Here is a 19,553-nt window from a genome sequence, read left to right as displayed (position 1 = left end):
CCCGCGGGGGGGCGGCCGGCCCGCCCCACCGGTGCAACGCCACCACCAAACAACCCCGTTAACGCCGACCCCCAGACCTGGGGCCGCCCCTGAGGGGCGGGGAGCGACGGCCGCCACGGCGGCCGGCAGTAAGGCCCTACGGGCCTCTCATTTTGCCTTGAAGCCTTCGGCAGCATACGGTCGTCCGCCTTCCACGCAAGGGCTTTCGCGGCATATCCTCGCCCGCTGCGCGCGCTCCGGTATTCCACGGACCCTTGCCCTCCAGGCTCCCTCCCTAGCGGCACATACGTGCCTTCAAGGCAAAAAACGAGGGGGAGACACAAACAGTGCAGCCCCACGCCAGCCCATCTCCAAGGTCCAGCGAGTCGAGAGGAACCGACACCATGACCAGCACCCAGACAAGCATCCGCAAGGTCACCGCGTGGATCGACGCCCAGGACACGGCACACGCCGTCGTCAGGACCACCGACACAGACCACCACGCCGCGCGCAGCGCCGCCTACCGGGCCATCAAGCAAACCGTCCGCGAGCACTGCAATGCCAGCGCCGCCTACCGCCCCCGGCTTGCCCTGGTTCGTTCCGAGTACGACTGGCAGCTCTCAGAACACCTCTACGAGTTCGCCGAAAAATATCACCCGAAATGTTGACCAACTTGCTATTATTGACTAACTAGACTATACTGAACATGTCAACACGGAAGACTAAGGGGACCAACCAACCCCACCACACCAAGGAGGACCACATGAACCAGGTCGATCACGAAGCCACCCGGCAAGCGATGACAGAGCAGGTCGCGGCGTTCATCGCTAACCCCGCCGGATGGCCAGCCGCGATGGCCGCGCGAGCCCTGCGGCTGCGCTCAGGACACCCGGCCTACTCCCCCAGCAACCACGCGCTGATCGTCTCCCAGCTCTGGTCGCGGTTCACGGCCGAAGGCCTCGACGACGACGACGCGTTCGATGCCGCCATGCGGGCTGCCGCAGAGGAGATCGCCCCACGCAACATCTGGGCACAGCGCGGCTACGTCCCGACCGGTGGAGCGCTGGCCATCTGGTCCCTGCCGCTGCCGAAGTGGGTCGACCCGAGCACCGGCAAGAAGGTCACCAAGGACACCCCGGGAGCCGAAGAGCGCCGCGTATTCCGCATCGAGAAGACCTACCGCGCTGCCGACGTCGTCAACGGCCGTGGCGAGACCGGGGAGGCCGCGTTCTCCACCCCCGAGCTGCCCGAGGGCGAGGCCCGCGAGGTGTTCGAACGGTTGGCTGCATGGATCACCGGCCAGGGCTGGACCGTCGAGCGCAGCGACCGGGACATGGCCGAAGACGGCTGGACCGCCCACGCCTCCCGGCGGATCGTCGTGCATGGCGGGCTGGCCGGATGGGCTGCCGTCGGGACCCTGGCCCACGAGATCGCCCACGCCCTGTTGCACGGCGCCGAGGACGAGCGACCCTACGCCGGCCAGCACCGGGGCGACATCGAGGCCGAGGCCGAGGCCGTCGCATTCGGACTGCTCACCGAGTTCGGCCAGGGCGAACTCGCGCGAGGCTCGGCCCGCTACACCGCCGAGTGGACCCGCAGCCCCGAGCGGGTCGCCATCGCCTACGAGCGTTCGTGCCACGTGCTCGACGCGCTGGCCGCCGTCGCGACCGGAGCCGAGGACGTCACCCTCACCCGATCCGCCAAGGCAGAGCGAGCCCAGGCCAAGGCCGACAACAAGGCCCTCGCCACAGCGCTGCGCGAAGCCGGGGTAGAGCCCAAGGGCGAGGCGTGGCGACGGGCCAAGGCAGGCGAGCCGATTGAGGCGATAGCCGCCGACCTGGCCACGGCTGCTTAGCAGCCCACGAAGCACTGTCCCCCGGCAACGCCACAAGAGCGAGCCGGGGGACAGCATCAACACGGCGACCGGCTACCACACCAGACGCACCCCACCAGCATACGAGCGCGGCCGTGACGACGACGCTCGTCGGCCTTGAGAGACAGGCACACCGGCTCAAGAAAGAGCAAGAATCGACCAAGAACACACATCCGACCTACTTGACAGCAATGACTAACTAGACTATACTGAACATGTCAACACGGAAGACCAAGGGGACCAACCAACCCCCACCACACCAAGGAGTACACCATGAGCACCATCACATTCGCCGGGAACCTCGCAGCCGATCCCGAGCTGCGTTTCACTCCGAGCGGGCGGGCCGTGGCCCGCCTCACGGTCATCGAGAATCGCCGACGTCGGGGCGAGGACGGGCAGTGGCAGGACGCCGAGCCCAACGTGTTCCGCGTCCAGGTGTGGGGCTCGGCCGCGCAGAACGTGGCGGAGAGCGTCGGGAAGGGCGATCGCGTGCACGTCACCGGCAGCGTTGCCACCGACCGCTGGCAGGATAAGGAAAGCCAGGAGGACCGCACCGCGCAATACGTGAAGGCCGACGAGGTGTCGGTCAGCCTGCGCTACCACATCGCCCATGCCACTAAGGCCGCGCGCACGCATACAGAAGCACAAGACACCCAAGACCACGAGGACTGACACCGCATCGTCCGAGGCCGGGGGAGTGCTGCCAGGCCGGTCCCCCGGCCCGGACGCCGTCGCGCTGAGGAGGACATCACATCATGACCGTGTACGCCGTCGCCCTGTCCAAGGGCGGGAGCACCAAGACCACCACGGCAGCCGAGCTAATCGTCGCCCTGGCCCGGCGTGGCCGCCATGTGCTGGGGATCGACCTCGACCAGCAGGGCAACCTCACGACCCGGCTCGGCGTCACCGACGACACCGAGGTGTCGGCCGTCGCGGCCGACGTGCTCACCGGCGATGCCACCGCAGCCGAGGCCGCCATCGACGCCCCGAGCGTGCCCGGTGCCAGCGTGCTCGCCGGCACCCACGACCTGGCCGCCCTCGATCAGCGGCCCGAGGTCATCACCGCCTTACGGGACTATCTGCCCGACCTGGCGGGGGAGTGGGACGACATCGTCATCGACACCCCGCCCGCGCTCGGTCTGGTCACCCTGGCCGCTCTCGCCGCCGCCGACGTCGTCGTGGCCGCCGTGGCGTGCGAGACCGAGACCTACGACCAGCTCGACCGGCTTGTCGAGGTGATCGCCCAACGGATCGCCCCGAGGATGAAACCCGGCCAGCGGGTGCACTGGATCGTCCCGACCCGCTACGACGCCCGCCGGCTGCTCGACCGCGACGTCGTGGCCATGCTCACCGAACAGCACCCCGGCCGCGTCACCACACCCGTACGCGAGGCCGTCGCCGCGCGCGACGCCTACACCAGCGGGATGCCCGTCAGCGTGTACGCCCCCGACTCGGGGATCGCCGCCGACTACGCGGCAGCCCTGACCCCCATCATCGGCACGCCGGACCCCGGTGGCCCGCCGCCGGATCAACACGTCACCACACACTGACAACATCGACCAACTAGACCAAGGAGGTAGATCATGGCCCGCCGCAGCCTGCGAGACCGCAACCGCGCCGCGATCGCGGCCGGACCGGAGGTCCCGGACATCGAGCCTTCAGCTGGGCCACGCGGACCGGTGCATGCCCCCGCGAAGCCGGTCACGCGGACCGCGCGCCAGAGCAGAACAGCCTCCGGCTCGACCGCGCGGCTCGGTATCTACCTCACCCGAGACCAGTTTCTCGGTGCGAAAGCCGCCTATCTGGCCGACTGGACCAATGGGGGCGACGCCGACACGTTCGCCCGGTGGATCGCGGCCGCGCTCGACACCCACGCCGCACGGACCCCGGAACAGCGCGCCGCCACCGCGCCCAAGGGGCGAGCCGACAGGCGTACCGGCAGCACCAGATCGTTCGCCATCCCGACCACCACCGTGGCCAGAATGCGCACGGCCATCACCGCTGACCAGCACGCCGGACGCTGGCCCACAGACAGCGCGTGGTGCGGAGACGCCATCGACCGCGCCGTCGAAACGGCACGCGCCATCAACGGGGGCGCGTTGCCGACCCCACCAGCCAGACTCCCCAACAGACTCGTCCGCTGACACATCGCAGACCAAACTGACATTGTTGACCAACCCGACCATCACAGCAGACTCCCAAGGAGCACACCATGACCACCCCTGACATCGCCAGCGCGATCCGCGCCTGGGCGAAAGGACTCTACGCAGCCGAGGCCGGCGTCGAGCTTCTCATCCGATCCGGCCGGGCCATCTACGACGGCGCCCCGTGGATCACCCGCCACGGAGACGTGGCTGCTATCGACCCCGACGTCCTCGTCGCCGAGACTGGCGCTTGGTCCGGGGGAGAACAACGCCTCGTACGTATCGCCGCCTCGCTACTGGGAGGACCTCCCGTCGACCTAGCCGAAGACATTCCTGGTCTCGACCGGCACAACGCCGCCCTCGTCCTGGCCGCGCTCGCCCACGCCAACGGCTCCCACGAGGACTCCGATATGACGTTCGACGCCGAAGGCAACCGCGCCGGATTCGCCGACCTTGGCAGCCTGTATCCCTGGCCCAAAGAACACTGAACACCAGTGCGGTAGAGCCGGACGACAACGAGTCGCTGCGACAGAACCGCCCGCCCGCCTGCCCTGGCTTGCGCGTGTCACAGGCACCGCTCATACTCGAACATGTGTTCGATGGTGTGAGGGATGTCCGGCTCTTCGTCATTCAGCGTGGTTTGGTGAGGCTGGCCTGAGCGGTTTGCAACGCTGAGAGGGGTGTGTCGGTGCTGGTGAGAGGGGTCGGGGCCTTCTTGAATGGGAAGCGTTCAGACTCACCCGTTCGAAGAAGACCCCGACCGTGTTCCACACTACCTGCACTCATCCCGGCTACTGCACGCTCGCTGATGCCATCGCTGACCTCCCCGGCTTCCACGTCACGCGTGTGGAGCGCTCACCTGCGGGCCTGCGTCTGAACGTCGAGACCGACCCTGGCATCGTGTTCTGTCCCGCCTGTGGGGTCCAGGCTGTGGCGGATGGTCGCCAACAACGTCTCCTCCACGACATCGGTGTCTTCGGTGTCCCTGTCCTCCTCGTGTGGTCCAGGCGCACCTGGCGGTGCAGGCAACACTCCTGCCCCCAGGTCTCGTGGGGGGAGGAGACGCAGTTGGCTCCGCCCCGCAAGCACTTCACGACCCGAGCCATCACCTGGGCTGTGAACCAGCTTCTCACCCGAGACGTTGTCGTCTCCGCCCTGGCCCGGGACCTCCAGGTGGGGTGGCGCACCTTGTGGAAGGCAATCGAGGGACCCCTCCAGGAGCGCCTCAAGGAGATCAGCGACCAGGCCAGCGTGGAAGCCCTGGGCCTCGACGAGCACGTGTGGCGCCACTCCGGGCCCCACAAGAATCGGATGATCACCGGGGTGGTGGACCACACGAGGCCGAAGAGAGGCAAGGACGGGAAGACGAAGCCCTTCGCGAGGCTCCTGGACGTCCAGGTCGGACGCTCGGGAGCGGTCGCTGAGGACTGGTTGGCCTCCCAAGGCAAGGAGTTCGCGAGCAAGATCCTCATCGCTGCCATCGACCCCTACAGGGGGCTATGCCAACGCGATCTCAGCGACCCTGAAAGAGGCGGACATGGTCGTCGACATCTTCCACGTGACAAAGCTGGCCAGTCAGGCCCTGGACGAGGGCGTCGCCGAGTCCAGCAGGACACCCTGGGGCGCAGGGGACACGCCAAAGACCCCTTGTATCGGGCCCGAAGACTCCTCCTCACCGGCGCCAACCACCTCACGGAGAAGATGGCGACCAAGCTGGATGCCCTCCTCCAAGAAGGCGACCCGAACTGGGAGGTCACCATCACCTGGACCATCTACCAGAAACTGATCGATGCCTACCAGCAGCCCGACTCCCACGACATGGTCACCCTCATCGATGCCCTCAAGGACTGTCCGATTCCTGAGGTCGCCAGGCTGGGGCGCACCTTGAAGTCCTGGAAGAGGGAGATCCTGGCCTATTGGCACACCGACCGCTCGAATGCGGGCCCCACCGAGGCCATCAACAACGTCATCGAGACCACCCGACGCATCGCCCGCGGATTCCGCAACTTCGAGAACTACCGCCTCCGGATCCTCGCCTCAGCCTCCGGACAACGCCCCTACCGCCAACCCCCCAAGCCGGTCAGGAAAGGACAACCAAACCACGCTGAATGACGAAGAGCCGGATGTCCGGCCCGTTGCACCGCTCACCCCGGTGGTGGCCATCCCGATGGGCGGGGAGGCGGTGCCGGCCGGCTGGCCGTCCCCGGCGCAGGACTATGTCTCGGCCGAGATCGACCTCAATGAGCACTTGATCCGGGATCGGCAGGCGACGTTCATCGTGCGGGTGGTGGGGGAGTCCATGGTGGGCGCCGGTATCAGCGACGGCGACGAGCTGCTCGTGGACCGGTCCTTGGACCCGGGCGACGGTGACATCGTCATCGGCATCGTCGAGGGCGAGCTGACCGTCAAAAGGCTTCACCTGACCGATGGTGGGCCGGAGCTGCATCCGGCGAATCCCGCCTATCCGGTCCTCCACCCCCGCGAGCTGACGGTGTGGGGGGGTGGTGACGACATGCCTGCACCGGCTGCACCGCTGACCCGGTTCGCTCTGGTTGACGTCGATTCCTGCTTCTGCGCGTGTGAGCGGGTGTTCCACCCCGAGCTGGAGGGCCGACCTCTGGTCGTGTTGTCCAACAATGACGGCTGCGTTGTCGCCAGGTCCCGCGAGGCGAAGGCCCTGGGCATCCAGATGGGGATGCCCTGGTTCAAGATCAAGTCCTGGGCCGGACATCGCGGAGTCGTCGCGAGGTCCAGCAACTATGAGCTGTACGGCAGTCTCAGCGGGAGGATCATGGCGATCCTGCGCACCTTCACCCCGAATGTGGAGGTGTATTCGATCGACGAGGCGTTCCTGCGGCTGCGGGGCACCGGTCGGGGTCTCGTCGAGGAGGCCCAGGCGATCCGGGCCCGCATCCGCCACAATCTCGGTATTCCGGTGTCGGTGGGCATCGCCGGCACACGGACCCTGGCGAAGCTTGCCTCCCACGGGGCGAAGCACACCCCGTCGCTGGACGGTGTCGCGTCCCTCGACTCCTACCGTCCCGGGCAGGTGGACGCGATCCTCGAGGCCACGCCGGTGGGCGAGCTGTGGGGGGTCGGGCGGCGCCTGGCCGCCCGCCTGGAGGCCCTGGGGGTCGCCACGGCCTGCCAACTGCGCGACGCTGACCCGAAGGCCATGCGCCGGCGGTTCAGCGTGAACTTGGAGCGGGCGATCCTGGAGTTGCGCGGTGTGGCGTGCATCGACATCGGTGACCGTGACCCGGGCCGCCTCCCAGCTTCTGTTGTCGCAGATGATCCCCGGCCGGCGCTACGTCCGCGCCGGCATCAGCATGGGCGACCTCGCCCCGGCCGGCGCTGACCCCATGCTGCCCGGCTTCCAGCCCGACCAGCACGGCAGCCAGCTCGGCGCGCTCGTCGACCACGTCAACGCCACTATCGGCCGGGACGCCATCGGCCTCGGCCTCGCGGGCCTCAAAGCACCACCCGACTGGCAGATGCGCCGGGACATGCTCTCCAACCGGGGCACCACCCACTGGTCAGAACTAACCATCGTCACAGCACGGTAAGTCGGCGGATGTGGGGATGGAACGAGCCACCGCGCGGGTGCTGAACGAGCGCTGGACTTTCCCATGTCGAAGCCCAAGGTCAAAAAAGAGCTGTCCTGGTGACCAGAAGGTAACGGAAAGGGAAAAGTTCCAATGAACTTTACTGCAACGGATCGGATGGGCATCGGCAATTAACCTCGGTTTTTCATGGGGAGTGGTGTTGTTGTTCGAGGGTGGGAACGTTTTCTTCCCGGAAGATTTCTTTGTATTGTGGGCTTGACTGCATGAGTTCCGTGTGGGAGCCTATGGCGGCGACTTTTCCGTGGTCCATGAGTACGATTCGGTCTGCTGTTCTGATTGCTTCGGGTCGGTGGGTGATGAGGAGGCAGGATGGTCTCCATGGCAGGTGCCGGATCTTGTCGAACAGCAGCATTTCGCTGGCGATGTCCATGGAGGCTGTGGGTTCGTCGAGGATGAGAACGCTCGGTTTTGACACGAGTGCCCGTGCGAGGGCGACTTTCTGCCATTGGCCAATCGAGAGCTGCCTGCCGCCTGGGAAACGCCGTCCGAGCATGGCGTCGAGCCCTCCACATTGTGCGGCGAATCCGTCGCCGCCGGCGAGGTTGAGGGCCCATGTCACGGTGTCGTCGCCGAGTTCTTCATCGGCGGCGCCGTAGGCGACGTTCTCTCTCAGGGTCCGCTCGTAGTGGGCGTAGTCCTGGAACAGCGCTGACATGTGCTGCCGTATGCTCGCGGAATTATATTCATCTATCGGGTGCTCGTCGATAAGAATGTCGCCGGAGTCCGGCTCGTAGAGGTGCAGTAGCAGCTTGACCACTGTGGTTTTTCCCGCTCCGTTGCCTCCCACCAGGGCAATGTTGGAACCCGGGGTGATGTGGAAGGAGACGTCGCGCAGAACTGGAGTCTCTGTCCCGGGGTAGCCGAAGCTGACGTTACGAAATTCGACTCCGTGCCTCGGTTCTGTTGGGAAAAGACGAGTTCCGGTCGGTAGCACTCGTTCCGGAAGGTCAAGGAATTGAAAGACATTGGACGCGTAGAGCACACCCGTGTACAGGTTTCCACCCGCACTGATCAAAGCAGAGGCATTTGATTGGAGGGATCCCATTGCCTGCAGGTATCCGGTCAGCTGTCCGACCGCGCTTATCGTTGTGGCGGAAAGAGCTGCTAACGTCAGTGCGGCGCCGTATGAACCAACGCTGAGGAGGTTTAACGAGCCACCGAGCAAGAGAGTCAGACGTGCGTAGTGCACATCCTGGTCGCGAAATATCCCCAGTAATTGCTGGTATCGACCAGAGAAAAAAGGAGACAACCCAAATGACTTGACTTCTTTGACGATCTCATCCGAGGTCAAGAGCCAGTAGAGGTATGATGTCTCTCTTTTCCCGGTGGCCCGTTTGTAATCGATATTGTAGTATTTTCGCGACAGGATCACGGTCGAGAGGACTGCGGGAAGGGGAGTCACCGTCACGAGCAGACCGATCAGCGGGTTCCACGAAATTACTGTCCCCAGCACCCCGATCGTTCCGCCGGCGGACTGCATCATCGACAGGACGGTGGTGAACAGATTCATGATCCTTTGCGCGGGCTGCTGGTTGGCTCGTTGGATGATGTCCCGTACTTCGGCGTTCTCGAACTGTTCAAGCGCGAGTGCGGTCGACTTGTTGGCTATGGAAGCGCTGACGCTGGATTCTAGTCGCGCCGATAACGTCCGATCAGCATACGACGACAGATTCGACATCAGCGCGGAAAGCACGAGAACCGCTGAAAAACTCAAGGCCGCCTGGAGAACAGTGTCACGCCGTTCCTGACTCGGATCCGTCACGTAAGCGATCGCGGATCGTACTGTGGCCGATATCAGCGAAACGGTGAGTGCGGGCACGGCCGCCATCACCACAACAACTACGAACCGGACAACAACCAGGAATCGCCCGCACTCGGAGAGCAGCCGTATACATCTGCCGAAAACAGCAAAGCCACTCGCTCCAGCCATTTTCTGCTGGCTTGTTCGGGACATCGGGTCCTTCCTGATCAGGTGCTTCCCCCGAAAGTCATTCTAGAGCCACTTTGTCAACTTGCTCAGCATGCACAACACTCATAAAGTCACCTTGTGCTGACCCCATCATTCCTGAACCGATCCCCAGGGCTCGGGGAATCTGGTCTGGGTGGGCCTTCCCGGGATCTGCAGTGGGAGCACGGAGGGGACCCGGAGGAAGTCACGGTGTGGCGCATGACTACTCTTCCCTCCCTCTGGTTCTGCACGCCGTGTTTCTCGGTGTTTTCAAATCCGGGGGTTCAGATCTCGCGGCGTGTGAACACCAGCACGGCGAGTGTGAGGCTCACCGCAGTGGTCACGATTGCGCCGACCAGTGGCCACAAGACCGATAGGCCCGGTGTCGAGGTGGCCAATGAGCCGACCAGCCCCGGGACCCCCACCACGGACCAGCGCACCGCTGGGCCCCACAGGCTGAGCACCGCCACGATGACCAGGACGCCCAGCGCGGCACCGGTCGCGCCGAGGCTGCTGGTGAACAGACAGGAGAAGATCGCCACGACGGCGATCACCGTCCACGCCCACGCGATCCACACCCCAACGGCCCGCACGAGCGGCCAGTAGTCAACCCCGTCGAACAGCGCAGCAGTCATCGCCGCAGTGACGACCGTTCCAGCGACGCACGCGAGCGCTGAGATCGCCCACCAGCAACTCACCTTCGCGAGCACGAAACAGGCCCGCGAGATCGGCTTGGTGAGCACGAGCGCTGCCGTGCCGGACTTCACCTCGGACGCGACGAGTCCGCCGGCCACCAGTACGAGCACCCACAACGGGAACTGGCCGAGGTTTTTCGCCCACTGCCCCCACGAGTCGACCCAGGTGCCGTCCGGCAGAGAAAGCGACTGCGACCCCTGAGACAGCGATTCGACGAGTTGCTTCTGGTACCGGGCGAGCAACGGCCCGATGACCGCGAAGAACGCGAACACCAGGCAGATCACCCAGACCCGCCAGGTATGGAAGAACTCGCCCCATTCCTTGCGCCAGACGGTGCGGAAACCGTTCACGAGATCTCCTCGGCGTGCGGACCTACGATGTCCACGAAGACATCCTCCAGGCTGAGCTCTTGCGGCTCCAACCGGCGAAGACCCCACCGGCTTTCGGCCGCCAGCGCGGGCAGATCGTGGGCTGCCGCCCGCTCATCGCTGGCCTCTACCAGCAGCGCCGCGTCCCCCAGTGGCATGTCATTCGTCTGCTGCGACACGACGCGTTCGCACCAACCGAAGGCAGCGACGGCCTTGACCGGATCGTCACCGGGAGCCAGATCGGTGAACTCCACGATGATCCGCCGGCCCGAGCCGTGCTGGGCCTTGATCTGCTCGATGCCGCCCTGGGCCACCAGACGCCCCCGGTCGAGGACCGCCATCTGGTCGCAGACACGCTCGACGTCGGTGAGGACGTGCGTGGAGAAGAAGACGGTCGCTCTGCCGGACAGCGCCGAGATCATGTCGAGCACGTCTTTGCGGCCGAGCGGATCCAGCGCCGAGGTGGGCTCATCGCAGACAAGCACCCTCGGGGAGTTGAGAAGGGCCTGGGCGATACCGAGGCGCTGTTTCATGCCTCGTGACCACGCGCCGATTGGTTGGGAGATGCCGGACAGCCCGGAGATCTCGAGCAGCATCCCGGCGCGGCGGGTGGCCTGCGCGGGATTCATCGAGAAGGTGGACGCCACGAAGCGCAGGTACTGCTGCGCCCTCATCCATGACGGAAAAACCGGGACATCGGGGGCGAAGCCCACCGCACAACGGGCTTGGGCCGGGCTGATTGCCAAATCCTGCCCCAGGATGAGCGCTCTGCCCGAGGTGGGGCGGGCCAACCCGAGCAGGATACGGATCGTGGTCGTCTTTCCGGCGCCGTTCGCGCCGAGGAAACCGAAGACGCTGCCAGGCTCGACCCGAAGTGTCACCTCGTTGAGGACACGGCGATGCCGATACTCCTTCGTGAGGGCCTGTAGCCAGATGGCGGGCTCACCACCCTGCTCATCACTTCCCATCATTCTCCGACCCGTGATTCTCCGGTCCGTAGAGCTCGTCAATCGCCTCAGCGGCAGTACCCTGACCCGGCGAGTCCACGCCGCCAGTAGGCGTCGTCGACCGGGGAGTCCCCGGCCGACCGGACCGACCCACCAGGGACTCGTCGGTGACCGGAGCACGCCGGCGTCCGACGATGAGGAAAACAATCGCACCGATGGGATGCACCAGCACGATGATGGCGAGCCACGCTGGCCAGGGCAGAGTACGCCGCCCTGCAGGGGTGCGTGCCAGCCTGACGAGCGCGATGACCAGAAGCGCCACATCGACCACAGCGACAACCAACGACACGACGAAGGCCGCCGGCGACACATTGGTGGAATTCATACCCATTCCCTTCGGTTAGGAAGTCTTTATCTGATTCTCAGGACCATGGGTGATTCATAGTAATATTTCCTCCTTCATTTGTTTGTCGCTCCGGCGGTCCTCTATTGCTCATCCTGTGAAGGGAGGTCTGTCAGTGCCGCATCGGACGGGTGCCGGGGGCAGAATGTCCGATGCGACGTATTTGGAGAATGCTGAGGCTGCGCAGGATGAGCTTCGCAGCGCCCCGTGCCCCCAGCCGTCAGTGACGACGACCGTCGAACCGGAGGCGCCGAGATCGTGCACGCGATCGGCATCCCATTCCCCAACGACAGGGTCATGAATGTTGCTCAGGCTCAGGAATGGCACGTCGATCTTCTTGTGACCCAGATCGTCGGCCACCGTGTTTCTAGCAACCGGCCAACTGCTGCAGATGATATCCTGGGAAACCCAGTAGTAGCCGAATCCTGGGCTGTTTGCCTCGGCGGTGGCGGCCGCTCGGAACCACTGTTCCGGACGGGCCGGTTCTCGCGAATCCGCGCATGTCACGGCGTCAACAGTGAGCATCTTAGCGATCGTCGGATCTCGGGGCAGATCACCGAGTTCGATACGGGCCGCAGGACTGGCGACTGCGTTTGGCTCAGACTGCTGTGTCGTTGAGCCACTCGAGGCCAGGGCGAGGAGATGAATGAACGAGAATAGTGTCTCGTAGTCATCAGTGCCGTTCAGATTGAACCGGTACAGCGCGGCGACAACTTCGGCTTGGAACGCCGACGTATCGAAGGTGCCCACCCCCGCGATCGACACATCCCCTGTCCTTAGCGCGGCGACCACGTGTGCGTAGTCAGACCGAGTCGTCGATGCCCATGGACACGTTCCTCCCGCCGATTCACAGGCCTGGAACAGATCCGTGAGAACATCTTCGCTGTACGCCGACGCGTCGAGCCTGGCCCACAGCGAGTCCCCGCGATTTCTGCCGTACCAATCCCGCGCATCGACTGCGCTGTCTTGGGTGAGGGTACGCAGATGAGCCGGGAATAGCTGGCTGTAGACGTCCCCGATGACGGCGCCATAGGACACGCCGAAGTAGTCAATCTTGTCAACGTGAAGGAGCTTTCTCACAGCCTCGATGTCTTCTGCCGCGTCGACGCTCCCCATGTGTTCGAAGAGGGGTGAAGACGAGAAATCGCATGTTCCCAATAGCCACGGGTCGACGCGGCCGAACTGTTCCGCCAGCTGGTCGGCGTTCGTGGGAAACACGCTGTACGAGGTCGACGGGGCCGTCGAAGCGACAGTCCCGCAGGGGAGAGCGTCCGAACCACCGACACCACGAGGGTCGACTCCAACGATGTCGTAATCACGTCTGACATGCGGGCTCAACCGAGCAGCGAAGGACGCCAGACCCTGGACCGGCGAAAGGCCGGGCCCACCTGGGTTGTAGAAGATCGCCCCCCTGGCCGCGCTGCCAGTGGCGGGAATCCTGCCAACTTCTAGCGCGATACGCTCGGACGACGGTTTCGAGTAGTCGAGGGGCACGGCAGCCACCGCACACTCAACTCCCGGGTCCGAAGGACAAGGACCCCAACCGAGCGAAGCAGCGGCCAGCGCAGACACAGGCTCTGCGACCCACTGCGGGCTAGCCGACGCTGGCACGGAGAACGGCAAGAACGCCACGGCTAAGATCAGCGCAGCCACCACTCTGATGGCTCGCATCATCTGTGACCCCCATCCATTGAGCCGGCAGGTCTATCGGTTTGAGTATCGATCACGGCCGCGGCGACCCTGGTGGAATGCCACATGTTCAGCGCCATAGAGAGGGAGTAGCAGCAAAACAAAATCCTCAGGGCGAACGAGAGTTGCCATGATCTAAGGAAGAGCATGCAGACCAAGGCGACAAGCCAGGTGAGGACGGGGTCCCACTTCGACCACCGTAGTGCTGCAAAATTCCTGGCTTTCCATGTGGCCGGGGACCTCATGGTCGCCTTGGGGCGGAGGCCGATCGGCAGAGAAGGCCTTTCCTTCGGACGACTCTGGACATAGAGAGTTGCGGCGACGGCCGCAGGCACCATAATGTTGCTGATGAGCATCATACAGGCTGTGCCTGGAATGCTAGACACAACATTCCTCCCTTGTTTTCCTAGCAGCTCGGCACTCGCCTGATCACGCGACATGTCAGCCGTGAAGGTCCCAAGAGTTTTCAGCGCGAACGTCGAAAATATCGACGGTCACGGCCGATTTCTTGGCGATAGTCATGAAAAGGAAGTCCATCAAGCTGGCACCGAGATCTGCTAGCTGGCCCTGCGGACCCATGAGCGATTCAGATAGAAATCGTTCAGAATCACTCGTCTCCCGAAACTTTTAGTGCCGCGTTAATCGCCATACGTGACGCAACCACGAACCACACCATCTGCGCACAGCATAAAGCAATCAAAATTATTCCAATTGGAACTGGAGCAGACTGAATAATTATTACTAGAACGATAGATGGAACCCAAATTGAAATCACGTTAAGGCAGAATTGCTTGAAAGCAGCTTTGTGCCCAGCCTTCCAAGCTTCATCACTCTTGTACAATGCCTTGAGTCGAAACCCAGCCCAAGGATTGCGTCGAGCTTTGGGGCCTTGCTGGTACCACGCAGTAAGTCCCCAAGACAAACCAATAAGAATGGTTGCTCCGACGATCCATATCCCCATCTGCGAGAACAGCTCAGTTGTCGTCATCTCTATCACCTATTTCCATTTGGTAATGCCATGTTCAAGAATACGTTCAAGAATACTCGAACATGGCTAGGCCGAGACTGGAATAGTGACATTTGCTAATTTGCTGTGAATCGCACTCTCAATTTCTTCCCTCGCTCTGCTCAATACATTAATAGCTGACTCCTGGGTGGTGAGGTCCTCGCACACTTCACAAATGTTCGTGTAACCATCTCGTACCTTGACGGTGTCATCACGGCTCTTTGCAAGCTTCAACAGCCAACCAGGACCAAGCACATGAATTGCTCTAAGAAGTACGTCTGATGTTGCGCGAGCATATACGTCTGCTAGCTCCTCCTGGAGGGCGTTTCCCATACTGAGTACCGAGTTTCCGGTGATCCTGATTCCACAGCAGGCACCAACCGTTCCTTCGCTGTCAATGTAGATCTGATCCAGTATTTCTGGACAGGGAACATCCATATCAATCAAATTGTTCCTTAATACCACAAGATCAGAGCGCATGCGATGGCCCCTACCTACCCTAGAGTAGCCATGAACAGCGGCTTGATACACAGTTCCATCCGGCGATGGTGTGTTCTGTATACCAGAATATTGAATATCAGGATGTGTTACTTGAATCTCCGGATCCACATTTTTTTTAATCCATTCAAGGTTGTACCTACTCTTTGGCCCTTCAGCTACAGCTATCACAACTCCTGCGAATCCTTGACACCGCGAAGCCCTGTATGCTCGAATCACATTCTCAGGAGGTATCCATATTGCATGGTAATCATCTAGACTGTAGTTTATCTCGTCTAATCCGGACTCTCTGAACTTGGTGACCATGGCTTTCGTATGTTGTTCATCTGTTGCCCAGCACGCGTTGGTAACTACTCTAACCGGTGTTCCATCAACACTAATACTCGAAATCGCGTTAAACAAATCGTCTTCAAGCTCGGTTGGCTCGCCGCCTGTGAACACTACATTTTTGATGTGTGTCAGTGCTTTTGCCTGCAGGTAGATTCCCTCAATTTTAGACGAAGTAAGAGTTGTTCTTTCATCAGGAGAGGACTCGGCTAGGCAGTGTGCGCACCTAGCTGGACATTTGTTAGTAACGGAAATAGTAAGCATCCCGCGCTTTAGTATTCCTTCTAACTCTTCCATCGTTACTCTCTCTCCACAGAACCATGCTCTTACCTTACTAATACTTAGAGGCTTATTCCTAACTCAAGAACTCCCTGCGAAACCCTTAGGCAGCAGCTCATCCCAAGCTGCTGCGACAGGTGAAGAGCGGAGTTAGGAATAAGCCTCTTACTAGCCAATTTTGCATTCTTCGATTTTTGTCTCTTCTCCTACCACTTTACTCTTGACAACAATGTCCCTGCCTTGGAACCTATATCTTCTAGTAGTGAATACAGCCTCACCATCGCGCCATGATTGAATTAGGAGCCCATCATTTGAAACTCTGCGTAGAGTTGCAACCATACGAGGTTGCGTATAATTTAGCTTGTTAAATAGCTCCTGTGCTTCAGCCCCTTGATAAGAATCAGAGAGGCTTACTGCTAGAGGTACCTTTCGATTCGAAGCATTCCCCTCTTTCTGCGGAGGAGTTGGCTCCCCTGCGACAACTGGTACTACTGCAACAATTGCAGCAAGCACCGTCGCTGCTGCTGCCTCAGTGTAAGCGGCGATATTGGCGACCGCAACGCCATTTGCATACACTGCAACATTTACACCTTGATATAACCAGCAGGTCACACGGTATTTATCTTGGTTAATTACTGCTGGTCGAATTGCTTCTGCTAATGGAAGCCACTCATCCTTGGGAATTTTTGAAACGAAGTCGGAGAATAGCCCGTCACTGCAGCTACTATTTATCCATCCATTCAGTCCTTCAGCATCTAGGGCTTTCTTGGCATTATCTCCCACTGAGCTTGAAAATGACTCATCTGATTGGACCTGCTTAATGAACTGCTCCAATTGACCATTGGTAAGGTACCCTACCTTATCGACTCTTTCTACTATGTCCGCTGTCGCCTTACTTTTATTCACGATATTCCTTTTCTGATATACGCTGAGAGCGTCATCCTTAACTTGAGTTGACATTTATTTAACCCCTAGCCATCACGATGTTGAAATCCCAAAGTCAGAGTTATCAATCAGCTTCTAAGGTTATTTCCTTGATTTAGACTACGCGCGCAGCAAGCAACCGTGTGTCCTCCGAACGGGCGGTTTTTAGTCCTTATGTTGTTCAACCAAGACGGAGCCGATCGGCCGGATGACCGACTCGCGGTCGGGAAGACCTGGACCACGTGGACAGGGCCTCTGCACAGTCAGGGCCTGCCAGCGGACGAGTCGTGGCACCGTGGCCCGCTCGTCAGCGCCCCGGGGGACCATCATCATGTTGGTGACCAGGGCTTCACGATCGTCGGCGACCTTGAATGGTTGATTCCGGCTTGCGATGAATCTCAGCGCGGCGAGCACGCACCCATGGCGATCACCGCCGCGACCAACCCGCAAGGGTTTGTGCTGGAGCCGTTCACCCAGATGAAACAGAGTATGGTAGCAATCACGGGCAGGCTGTTCACCTTCCTCAGCAACGCGCTCGGCAACGGCGCCAACCGGACCGGCGTGTCCTCCCTCCGCAGCCGCACATGACTCACATGCATGCTGAGGAGACCCAGCGAATCTGGATTCCCAGAGCGGGATGTATCCATTCTCGGACTAGGATTAGAACTAATCGAGAGAGACGGAAGCAGAGAGGCGGAAGCGCCGTGGCTGCTACGGGTTCCAGACCACCGAGTCAATCGACGGCTAGCGGCGAGGTCGTGCGGGTTGGGATCGTGGATAACGATCCTCTAGTGTCGACTGCCTTGATTCAGATCTTTCAGCACATGCTCGCGCCGATTCTGGTTCTGTGGACGGCCAAGTCGGGTAAAGAAGCATTGCGCTTGTGCGGTGAGCCGAGCGGAGCGCCGGAGGTGGTGTTGACGGATATCGAGATGCCGGGAATGTCAGGCATTGAACTGGCTGCTCAACTTCGGCTTGCCTTCCCTGGCATAGCAATCTTGGGGTTGACAGCATTCCGTGTCCCCGAACGAGCCGAGCAGGCACTGGCCCTAGGCTTTGAGGCTCTTTTCCCTAAAGATGTTTCCACGTCACATTTGGTTCGTGCACTGGGCCAGGCGGCCCAACAGCCGGCAGTAGCTACTTGGGAGGAGCCGACAGCAGTTCACCTTTCCGATGCTGAGATTCAGATCATGTCGCTGTATGCCGACGGCCGGACGAGCATGGCGATCTCCCACCGACTTGGGGTGAGCGAGACGACAGTGAAAACTCACGCCAAACGTGCTTTCGCTAAACTGGGCGTCCACAGCAGGTCTGAGGCGATTGCAGTGTGCGTGCAAAATGAGCTGATTTGATGGTTCGGCTCCGGTTGTCGTTGGGTGTACGCCGTGGGTTGAGTGAGCATCATATCTATGCGCTGCTGGCTAGTGCAGCTATCCTGTTCGTCGGTTTTGAAGCCGTTGTGCAACTGCCAAAATCGGCACTGGACTTTGTCTTTGTGGCCTGCTACGTGAGTCTGCTGGGCTTGCTCTACTGGTGGCCGGTGCCCGCAGGAGTTGGCTTGGCCATGCTCCATATGTTGCGCACAATGATCCCGCCGCTGATTGTTGGACCGACAGATTTCTGGGGGACCTGGCTGGCCTTAGCCGTGCTCGCCTATGAAGGGCCAATGTGGCTGGGTGTCAGCTGCGCTGTTATCAGCTCTGGCGTAGTGTCCCTCCAGGGAAACCGGATGCAGGGAGTCAGCAGCATAGGAGTGATGTCGCTGGCATTGACCTACTGGGCTGCCTATCTGGGAGGACTGGCCGTGCAACGCTGGCGAAGGAGCATGCAACGTTTGGCCCACACCAAAGAACTCGAGCACGAGTTGGCCTACGAGCGGGAACGCACACGCATGGTGCACACCCTTCATGACTCAGTGGCGGGGTCGCGTTCTTACATCGTGCTGCTCTGCCGGCAGGAAGCCACCGACCCACATCTGGACGCAAGCTATCGCAACCACATAAAAGAGGTGGAACACTTAGTCTCAGCTACACTCAGCCAAATCAGAACCGAAGTTCTCGGGCCAGCAATGAGTAAGACCGTCCATAACCAGCTGCCTGGCGTACCCTCGGCTCAGGGCAGTGAGCTGGCACTTCGGTGTCGACTCGCTAACACGGAAGCCCAACTCGCCGCACTGGGATTCTCCGGGCACCCTGTGGTACACGGAGACCTCACATGTATAACCGCCGAGCGAGTCAACGTCTTGGACCAAGTACTCGCCGAGGTCGGCGCCAACATTGCCAAGCATGGCAGAGCCGGACCCTACGTTTTCTACTTGAAGGTAGCTGTGGACGGCTCCCTCACCGTGATTTCTTCGAACAGTTACGTGGACCACGCCCAATCAAAAGACCTGTCATCAGGTGTTGGCCTAACATTGCTACGCGATAGCGTCACTGAACTTGGCGGTAGTTTGACCATTGCCGGTGAGGACGGCGAGTGGACATTGGCAGTGCGCATAGGTGGGCAGTCTCACCTCAAGCACAACCAGGAAAGCCAATCCGGGCATCGTAAATTGTAGAGTGACTCAGCTTGTACCACTTTGGCGCTGGGTGGGTCACCATTCTGGGGGATCACAGCAGTTGTCATTTCAACACTTTGGGGATTTGCGGTAACTGCCACAGTAGCATTTCCAATGTTCCCTATAAGGGCGGAGACGCATACCACTACCCCGATAGCAATCTTGGTTACTCGAACAATCATTGCAACTCCTATCTGTATGTGTGAATCAATCTTAGCTAGCCTCGATCTTTCATGGCTCTTCACGATTGAGGGTGTAGTTGGGGTCTGAATCCTCCGGCCTCGAGGAG

Annotated in this window: 19 protein-coding genes and 1 pseudogene; 12 read left to right on the top strand and 8 right to left on the bottom strand. The window is 61.1% G+C overall.

The features are described 5' to 3' along the window. Positions 1-383: 383 nt before the first annotated feature. From ABF648_RS07745 to ABF648_RS07705, 9 genes and pseudogenes are all read left to right on the top strand, one after another. Entirely contained in the window at positions 384-647 is a 264-nt protein-coding gene (locus tag ABF648_RS07745; RefSeq protein ID WP_415631718.1) for a hypothetical protein, read from the top strand. A 95-nt stretch (positions 648-742) separates the two neighbouring features. Further along, positions 743-1,834, top strand: coding sequence for a hypothetical protein (locus ABF648_RS07740; RefSeq protein ID WP_415631717.1), 1,092 nt, complete (start codon positions 743-745; stop codon positions 1,832-1,834). Positions 1,835-2,125: 291 nt separating this feature from the next. Beyond that, on the top strand, positions 2,126-2,524 hold the full coding sequence (locus ABF648_RS07735; protein ID WP_415631716.1) for a single-stranded DNA-binding protein: 399 nt from the start codon (positions 2,126-2,128) through the stop codon (positions 2,522-2,524). A gap of 83 nt (positions 2,525-2,607) precedes the next feature. Beyond that, entirely contained in the window at positions 2,608-3,402 is a 795-nt protein-coding gene (locus ABF648_RS07730) for a ParA family protein (RefSeq protein ID WP_415631715.1), read from the top strand. A 33-nt stretch (positions 3,403-3,435) separates the two neighbouring features. Continuing rightward, entirely contained in the window at positions 3,436-3,996 is a 561-nt protein-coding gene (locus ABF648_RS07725; RefSeq protein WP_415631714.1) for a hypothetical protein, read from the top strand. Between the two features lie 68 nt (positions 3,997-4,064). Further along, positions 4,065-4,484: a hypothetical protein gene (locus tag ABF648_RS07720; protein WP_415631713.1), complete on the top strand. Its 420-nt coding sequence runs from the start codon at positions 4,065-4,067 to the stop codon at positions 4,482-4,484. A 1,117-nt stretch (positions 4,485-5,601) separates the two neighbouring features. Beyond that, positions 5,602-6,108, top strand: a pseudogene (locus ABF648_RS07715) (ISL3 family transposase); the annotation flags it as partial. 43 nt (positions 6,109-6,151) lie between these two features. Beyond that, a complete protein-coding gene (umuD, locus tag ABF648_RS07710) occupies positions 6,152-7,354 on the top strand; it encodes a translesion error-prone DNA polymerase V autoproteolytic subunit (protein ID WP_415631712.1) in 1,203 nt (400 codons plus the stop codon). Beyond that, positions 7,326-7,562 carry a DUF4113 domain-containing protein gene (locus tag ABF648_RS07705; RefSeq protein ID WP_415631711.1) on the top strand — a complete coding sequence of 79 codons (237 nt, stop codon included), beginning with the start codon at positions 7,326-7,328 and terminating at the stop codon, positions 7,560-7,562. The genes umuD and ABF648_RS07705 overlap by 29 nt, the downstream gene beginning before the upstream one ends. Positions 7,563-7,746: 184 nt before the next feature. On the opposite strand, the gene ABF648_RS07700 is transcribed toward ABF648_RS07705, so the two are convergent. The 8 genes from ABF648_RS07700 to ABF648_RS07665 form a co-directional block, all read right to left on the bottom strand. Continuing rightward, entirely contained in the window at positions 7,747-9,576 is a 1,830-nt protein-coding gene (locus ABF648_RS07700) for an ABC transporter ATP-binding protein (protein WP_415631710.1), read from the bottom strand. Between the two features lie 278 nt (positions 9,577-9,854). Further along, positions 9,855-10,616: an ABC transporter permease gene (locus ABF648_RS07695; protein ID WP_277010792.1), complete on the bottom strand. Its 762-nt coding sequence runs from the start codon at positions 10,614-10,616 to the stop codon at positions 9,855-9,857. Beyond that, positions 10,613-11,605, bottom strand: coding sequence for an ATP-binding cassette domain-containing protein (locus ABF648_RS07690; protein WP_277010793.1), 993 nt, complete (start codon positions 11,603-11,605; stop codon positions 10,613-10,615). Before ABF648_RS07690 ends, ABF648_RS07695 begins: the two co-directional genes overlap by 4 nt. After that, positions 11,592-11,966: a PLD nuclease N-terminal domain-containing protein gene (locus ABF648_RS07685; RefSeq protein WP_277010795.1), complete on the bottom strand. Its 375-nt coding sequence runs from the start codon at positions 11,964-11,966 to the stop codon at positions 11,592-11,594. The genes ABF648_RS07690 and ABF648_RS07685 overlap by 14 nt, the downstream gene beginning before the upstream one ends. Before the next feature lie 108 nt (positions 11,967-12,074). Next, on the bottom strand, positions 12,075-13,478 hold the full coding sequence (locus ABF648_RS07680) for an alpha/beta fold hydrolase (protein WP_415631709.1): 1,404 nt from the start codon (positions 13,476-13,478) through the stop codon (positions 12,075-12,077). An 802-nt stretch (positions 13,479-14,280) separates the two neighbouring features. After that, entirely contained in the window at positions 14,281-14,661 is a 381-nt protein-coding gene (locus ABF648_RS07675; RefSeq protein ID WP_277010797.1) for an SdpI family protein, read from the bottom strand. 66 nt (positions 14,662-14,727) lie between these two features. Next, positions 14,728-15,801: a radical SAM/SPASM domain-containing protein gene (locus ABF648_RS07670; protein WP_277010799.1), complete on the bottom strand. Its 1,074-nt coding sequence runs from the start codon at positions 15,799-15,801 to the stop codon at positions 14,728-14,730. A 150-nt stretch (positions 15,802-15,951) separates the two neighbouring features. Next, entirely contained in the window at positions 15,952-16,743 is a 792-nt protein-coding gene (locus tag ABF648_RS07665; RefSeq protein WP_277010801.1) for a hypothetical protein, read from the bottom strand. 384 nt (positions 16,744-17,127) lie between these two features. Between ABF648_RS07665 and ABF648_RS07660 the strand changes: the two genes are divergently transcribed. Genes ABF648_RS07660 through ABF648_RS07650 form a run of 3 tightly spaced genes read left to right on the top strand, consistent with a single transcriptional unit; the run spans position 17,128 to position 19,264 of the window. Continuing rightward, entirely contained in the window at positions 17,128-17,295 is a 168-nt protein-coding gene (locus ABF648_RS07660) for a hypothetical protein (protein WP_415631708.1), read from the top strand. Next, complete coding sequence (locus tag ABF648_RS07655; RefSeq protein WP_415631707.1) at positions 17,292-18,059, top strand: response regulator; 768 nt, start codon at positions 17,292-17,294, stop codon at positions 18,057-18,059. The genes ABF648_RS07660 and ABF648_RS07655 overlap by 4 nt, the downstream gene beginning before the upstream one ends. 38 nt (positions 18,060-18,097) lie before the next feature. Next, positions 18,098-19,264 (top strand): sensor histidine kinase, encoded by a 1,167-nt coding sequence (locus tag ABF648_RS07650; RefSeq protein WP_415631706.1) that lies wholly within the window; start codon positions 18,098-18,100, stop codon positions 19,262-19,264. Positions 19,265-19,553 lie beyond the last annotated feature (289 nt).

It is taken from the genome of Propionibacterium sp., from assembly GCF_047719395.1.
Taxonomy (GTDB): domain Bacteria; phylum Actinomycetota; class Actinomycetes; order Propionibacteriales; family Propionibacteriaceae; genus Propionibacterium.
This window is presented reverse-complemented; position numbering and strand designations above follow the sequence as displayed.

Excerpts from the sequence above, each read along its gene's own strand:
- ABF648_RS07745 (WP_415631718.1), top strand. The coding sequence starts at position 384 with ATGACCAGCACCCAGACAAGCATCCGCAAGGTCACCGCGTGGATCGAC.
- ABF648_RS07740 (WP_415631717.1), top strand. The coding sequence starts at position 743 with ATGAACCAGGTCGATCACGAAGCCACCCGGCAAGCGATGACAGAGCAG.
- ABF648_RS07735 (WP_415631716.1), top strand. The coding sequence starts at position 2,126 with ATGAGCACCATCACATTCGCCGGGAACCTCGCAGCCGATCCCGAGCTG.
- ABF648_RS07730 (WP_415631715.1), top strand. The coding sequence starts at position 2,608 with ATGACCGTGTACGCCGTCGCCCTGTCCAAGGGCGGGAGCACCAAGACC.
- ABF648_RS07725 (WP_415631714.1), top strand. The coding sequence starts at position 3,436 with ATGGCCCGCCGCAGCCTGCGAGACCGCAACCGCGCCGCGATCGCGGCC.
- ABF648_RS07720 (WP_415631713.1), top strand. The coding sequence starts at position 4,065 with ATGACCACCCCTGACATCGCCAGCGCGATCCGCGCCTGGGCGAAAGGA.
- ABF648_RS07705 (WP_415631711.1), top strand. The coding sequence starts at position 7,326 with ATGGGCGACCTCGCCCCGGCCGGCGCTGACCCCATGCTGCCCGGCTTC.
- ABF648_RS07700 (WP_415631710.1), bottom strand. The coding sequence starts at position 9,576 with ATGTCCCGAACAAGCCAGCAGAAAATGGCTGGAGCGAGTGGCTTTGCT.
- ABF648_RS07690 (WP_277010793.1), bottom strand. The coding sequence starts at position 11,605 with ATGATGGGAAGTGATGAGCAGGGTGGTGAGCCCGCCATCTGGCTACAG.
- ABF648_RS07685 (WP_277010795.1), bottom strand. The coding sequence starts at position 11,966 with ATGAATTCCACCAATGTGTCGCCGGCGGCCTTCGTCGTGTCGTTGGTT.
- ABF648_RS07675 (WP_277010797.1), bottom strand. The coding sequence starts at position 14,661 with ATGACGACAACTGAGCTGTTCTCGCAGATGGGGATATGGATCGTCGGA.
- ABF648_RS07670 (WP_277010799.1), bottom strand. The coding sequence starts at position 15,801 with ATGGAAGAGTTAGAAGGAATACTAAAGCGCGGGATGCTTACTATTTCC.
- ABF648_RS07665 (WP_277010801.1), bottom strand. The coding sequence starts at position 16,743 with ATGTCAACTCAAGTTAAGGATGACGCTCTCAGCGTATATCAGAAAAGG.
- ABF648_RS07660 (WP_415631708.1), top strand. The coding sequence starts at position 17,128 with ATGGCGATCACCGCCGCGACCAACCCGCAAGGGTTTGTGCTGGAGCCG.
- ABF648_RS07655 (WP_415631707.1), top strand. The coding sequence starts at position 17,292 with ATGACTCACATGCATGCTGAGGAGACCCAGCGAATCTGGATTCCCAGA.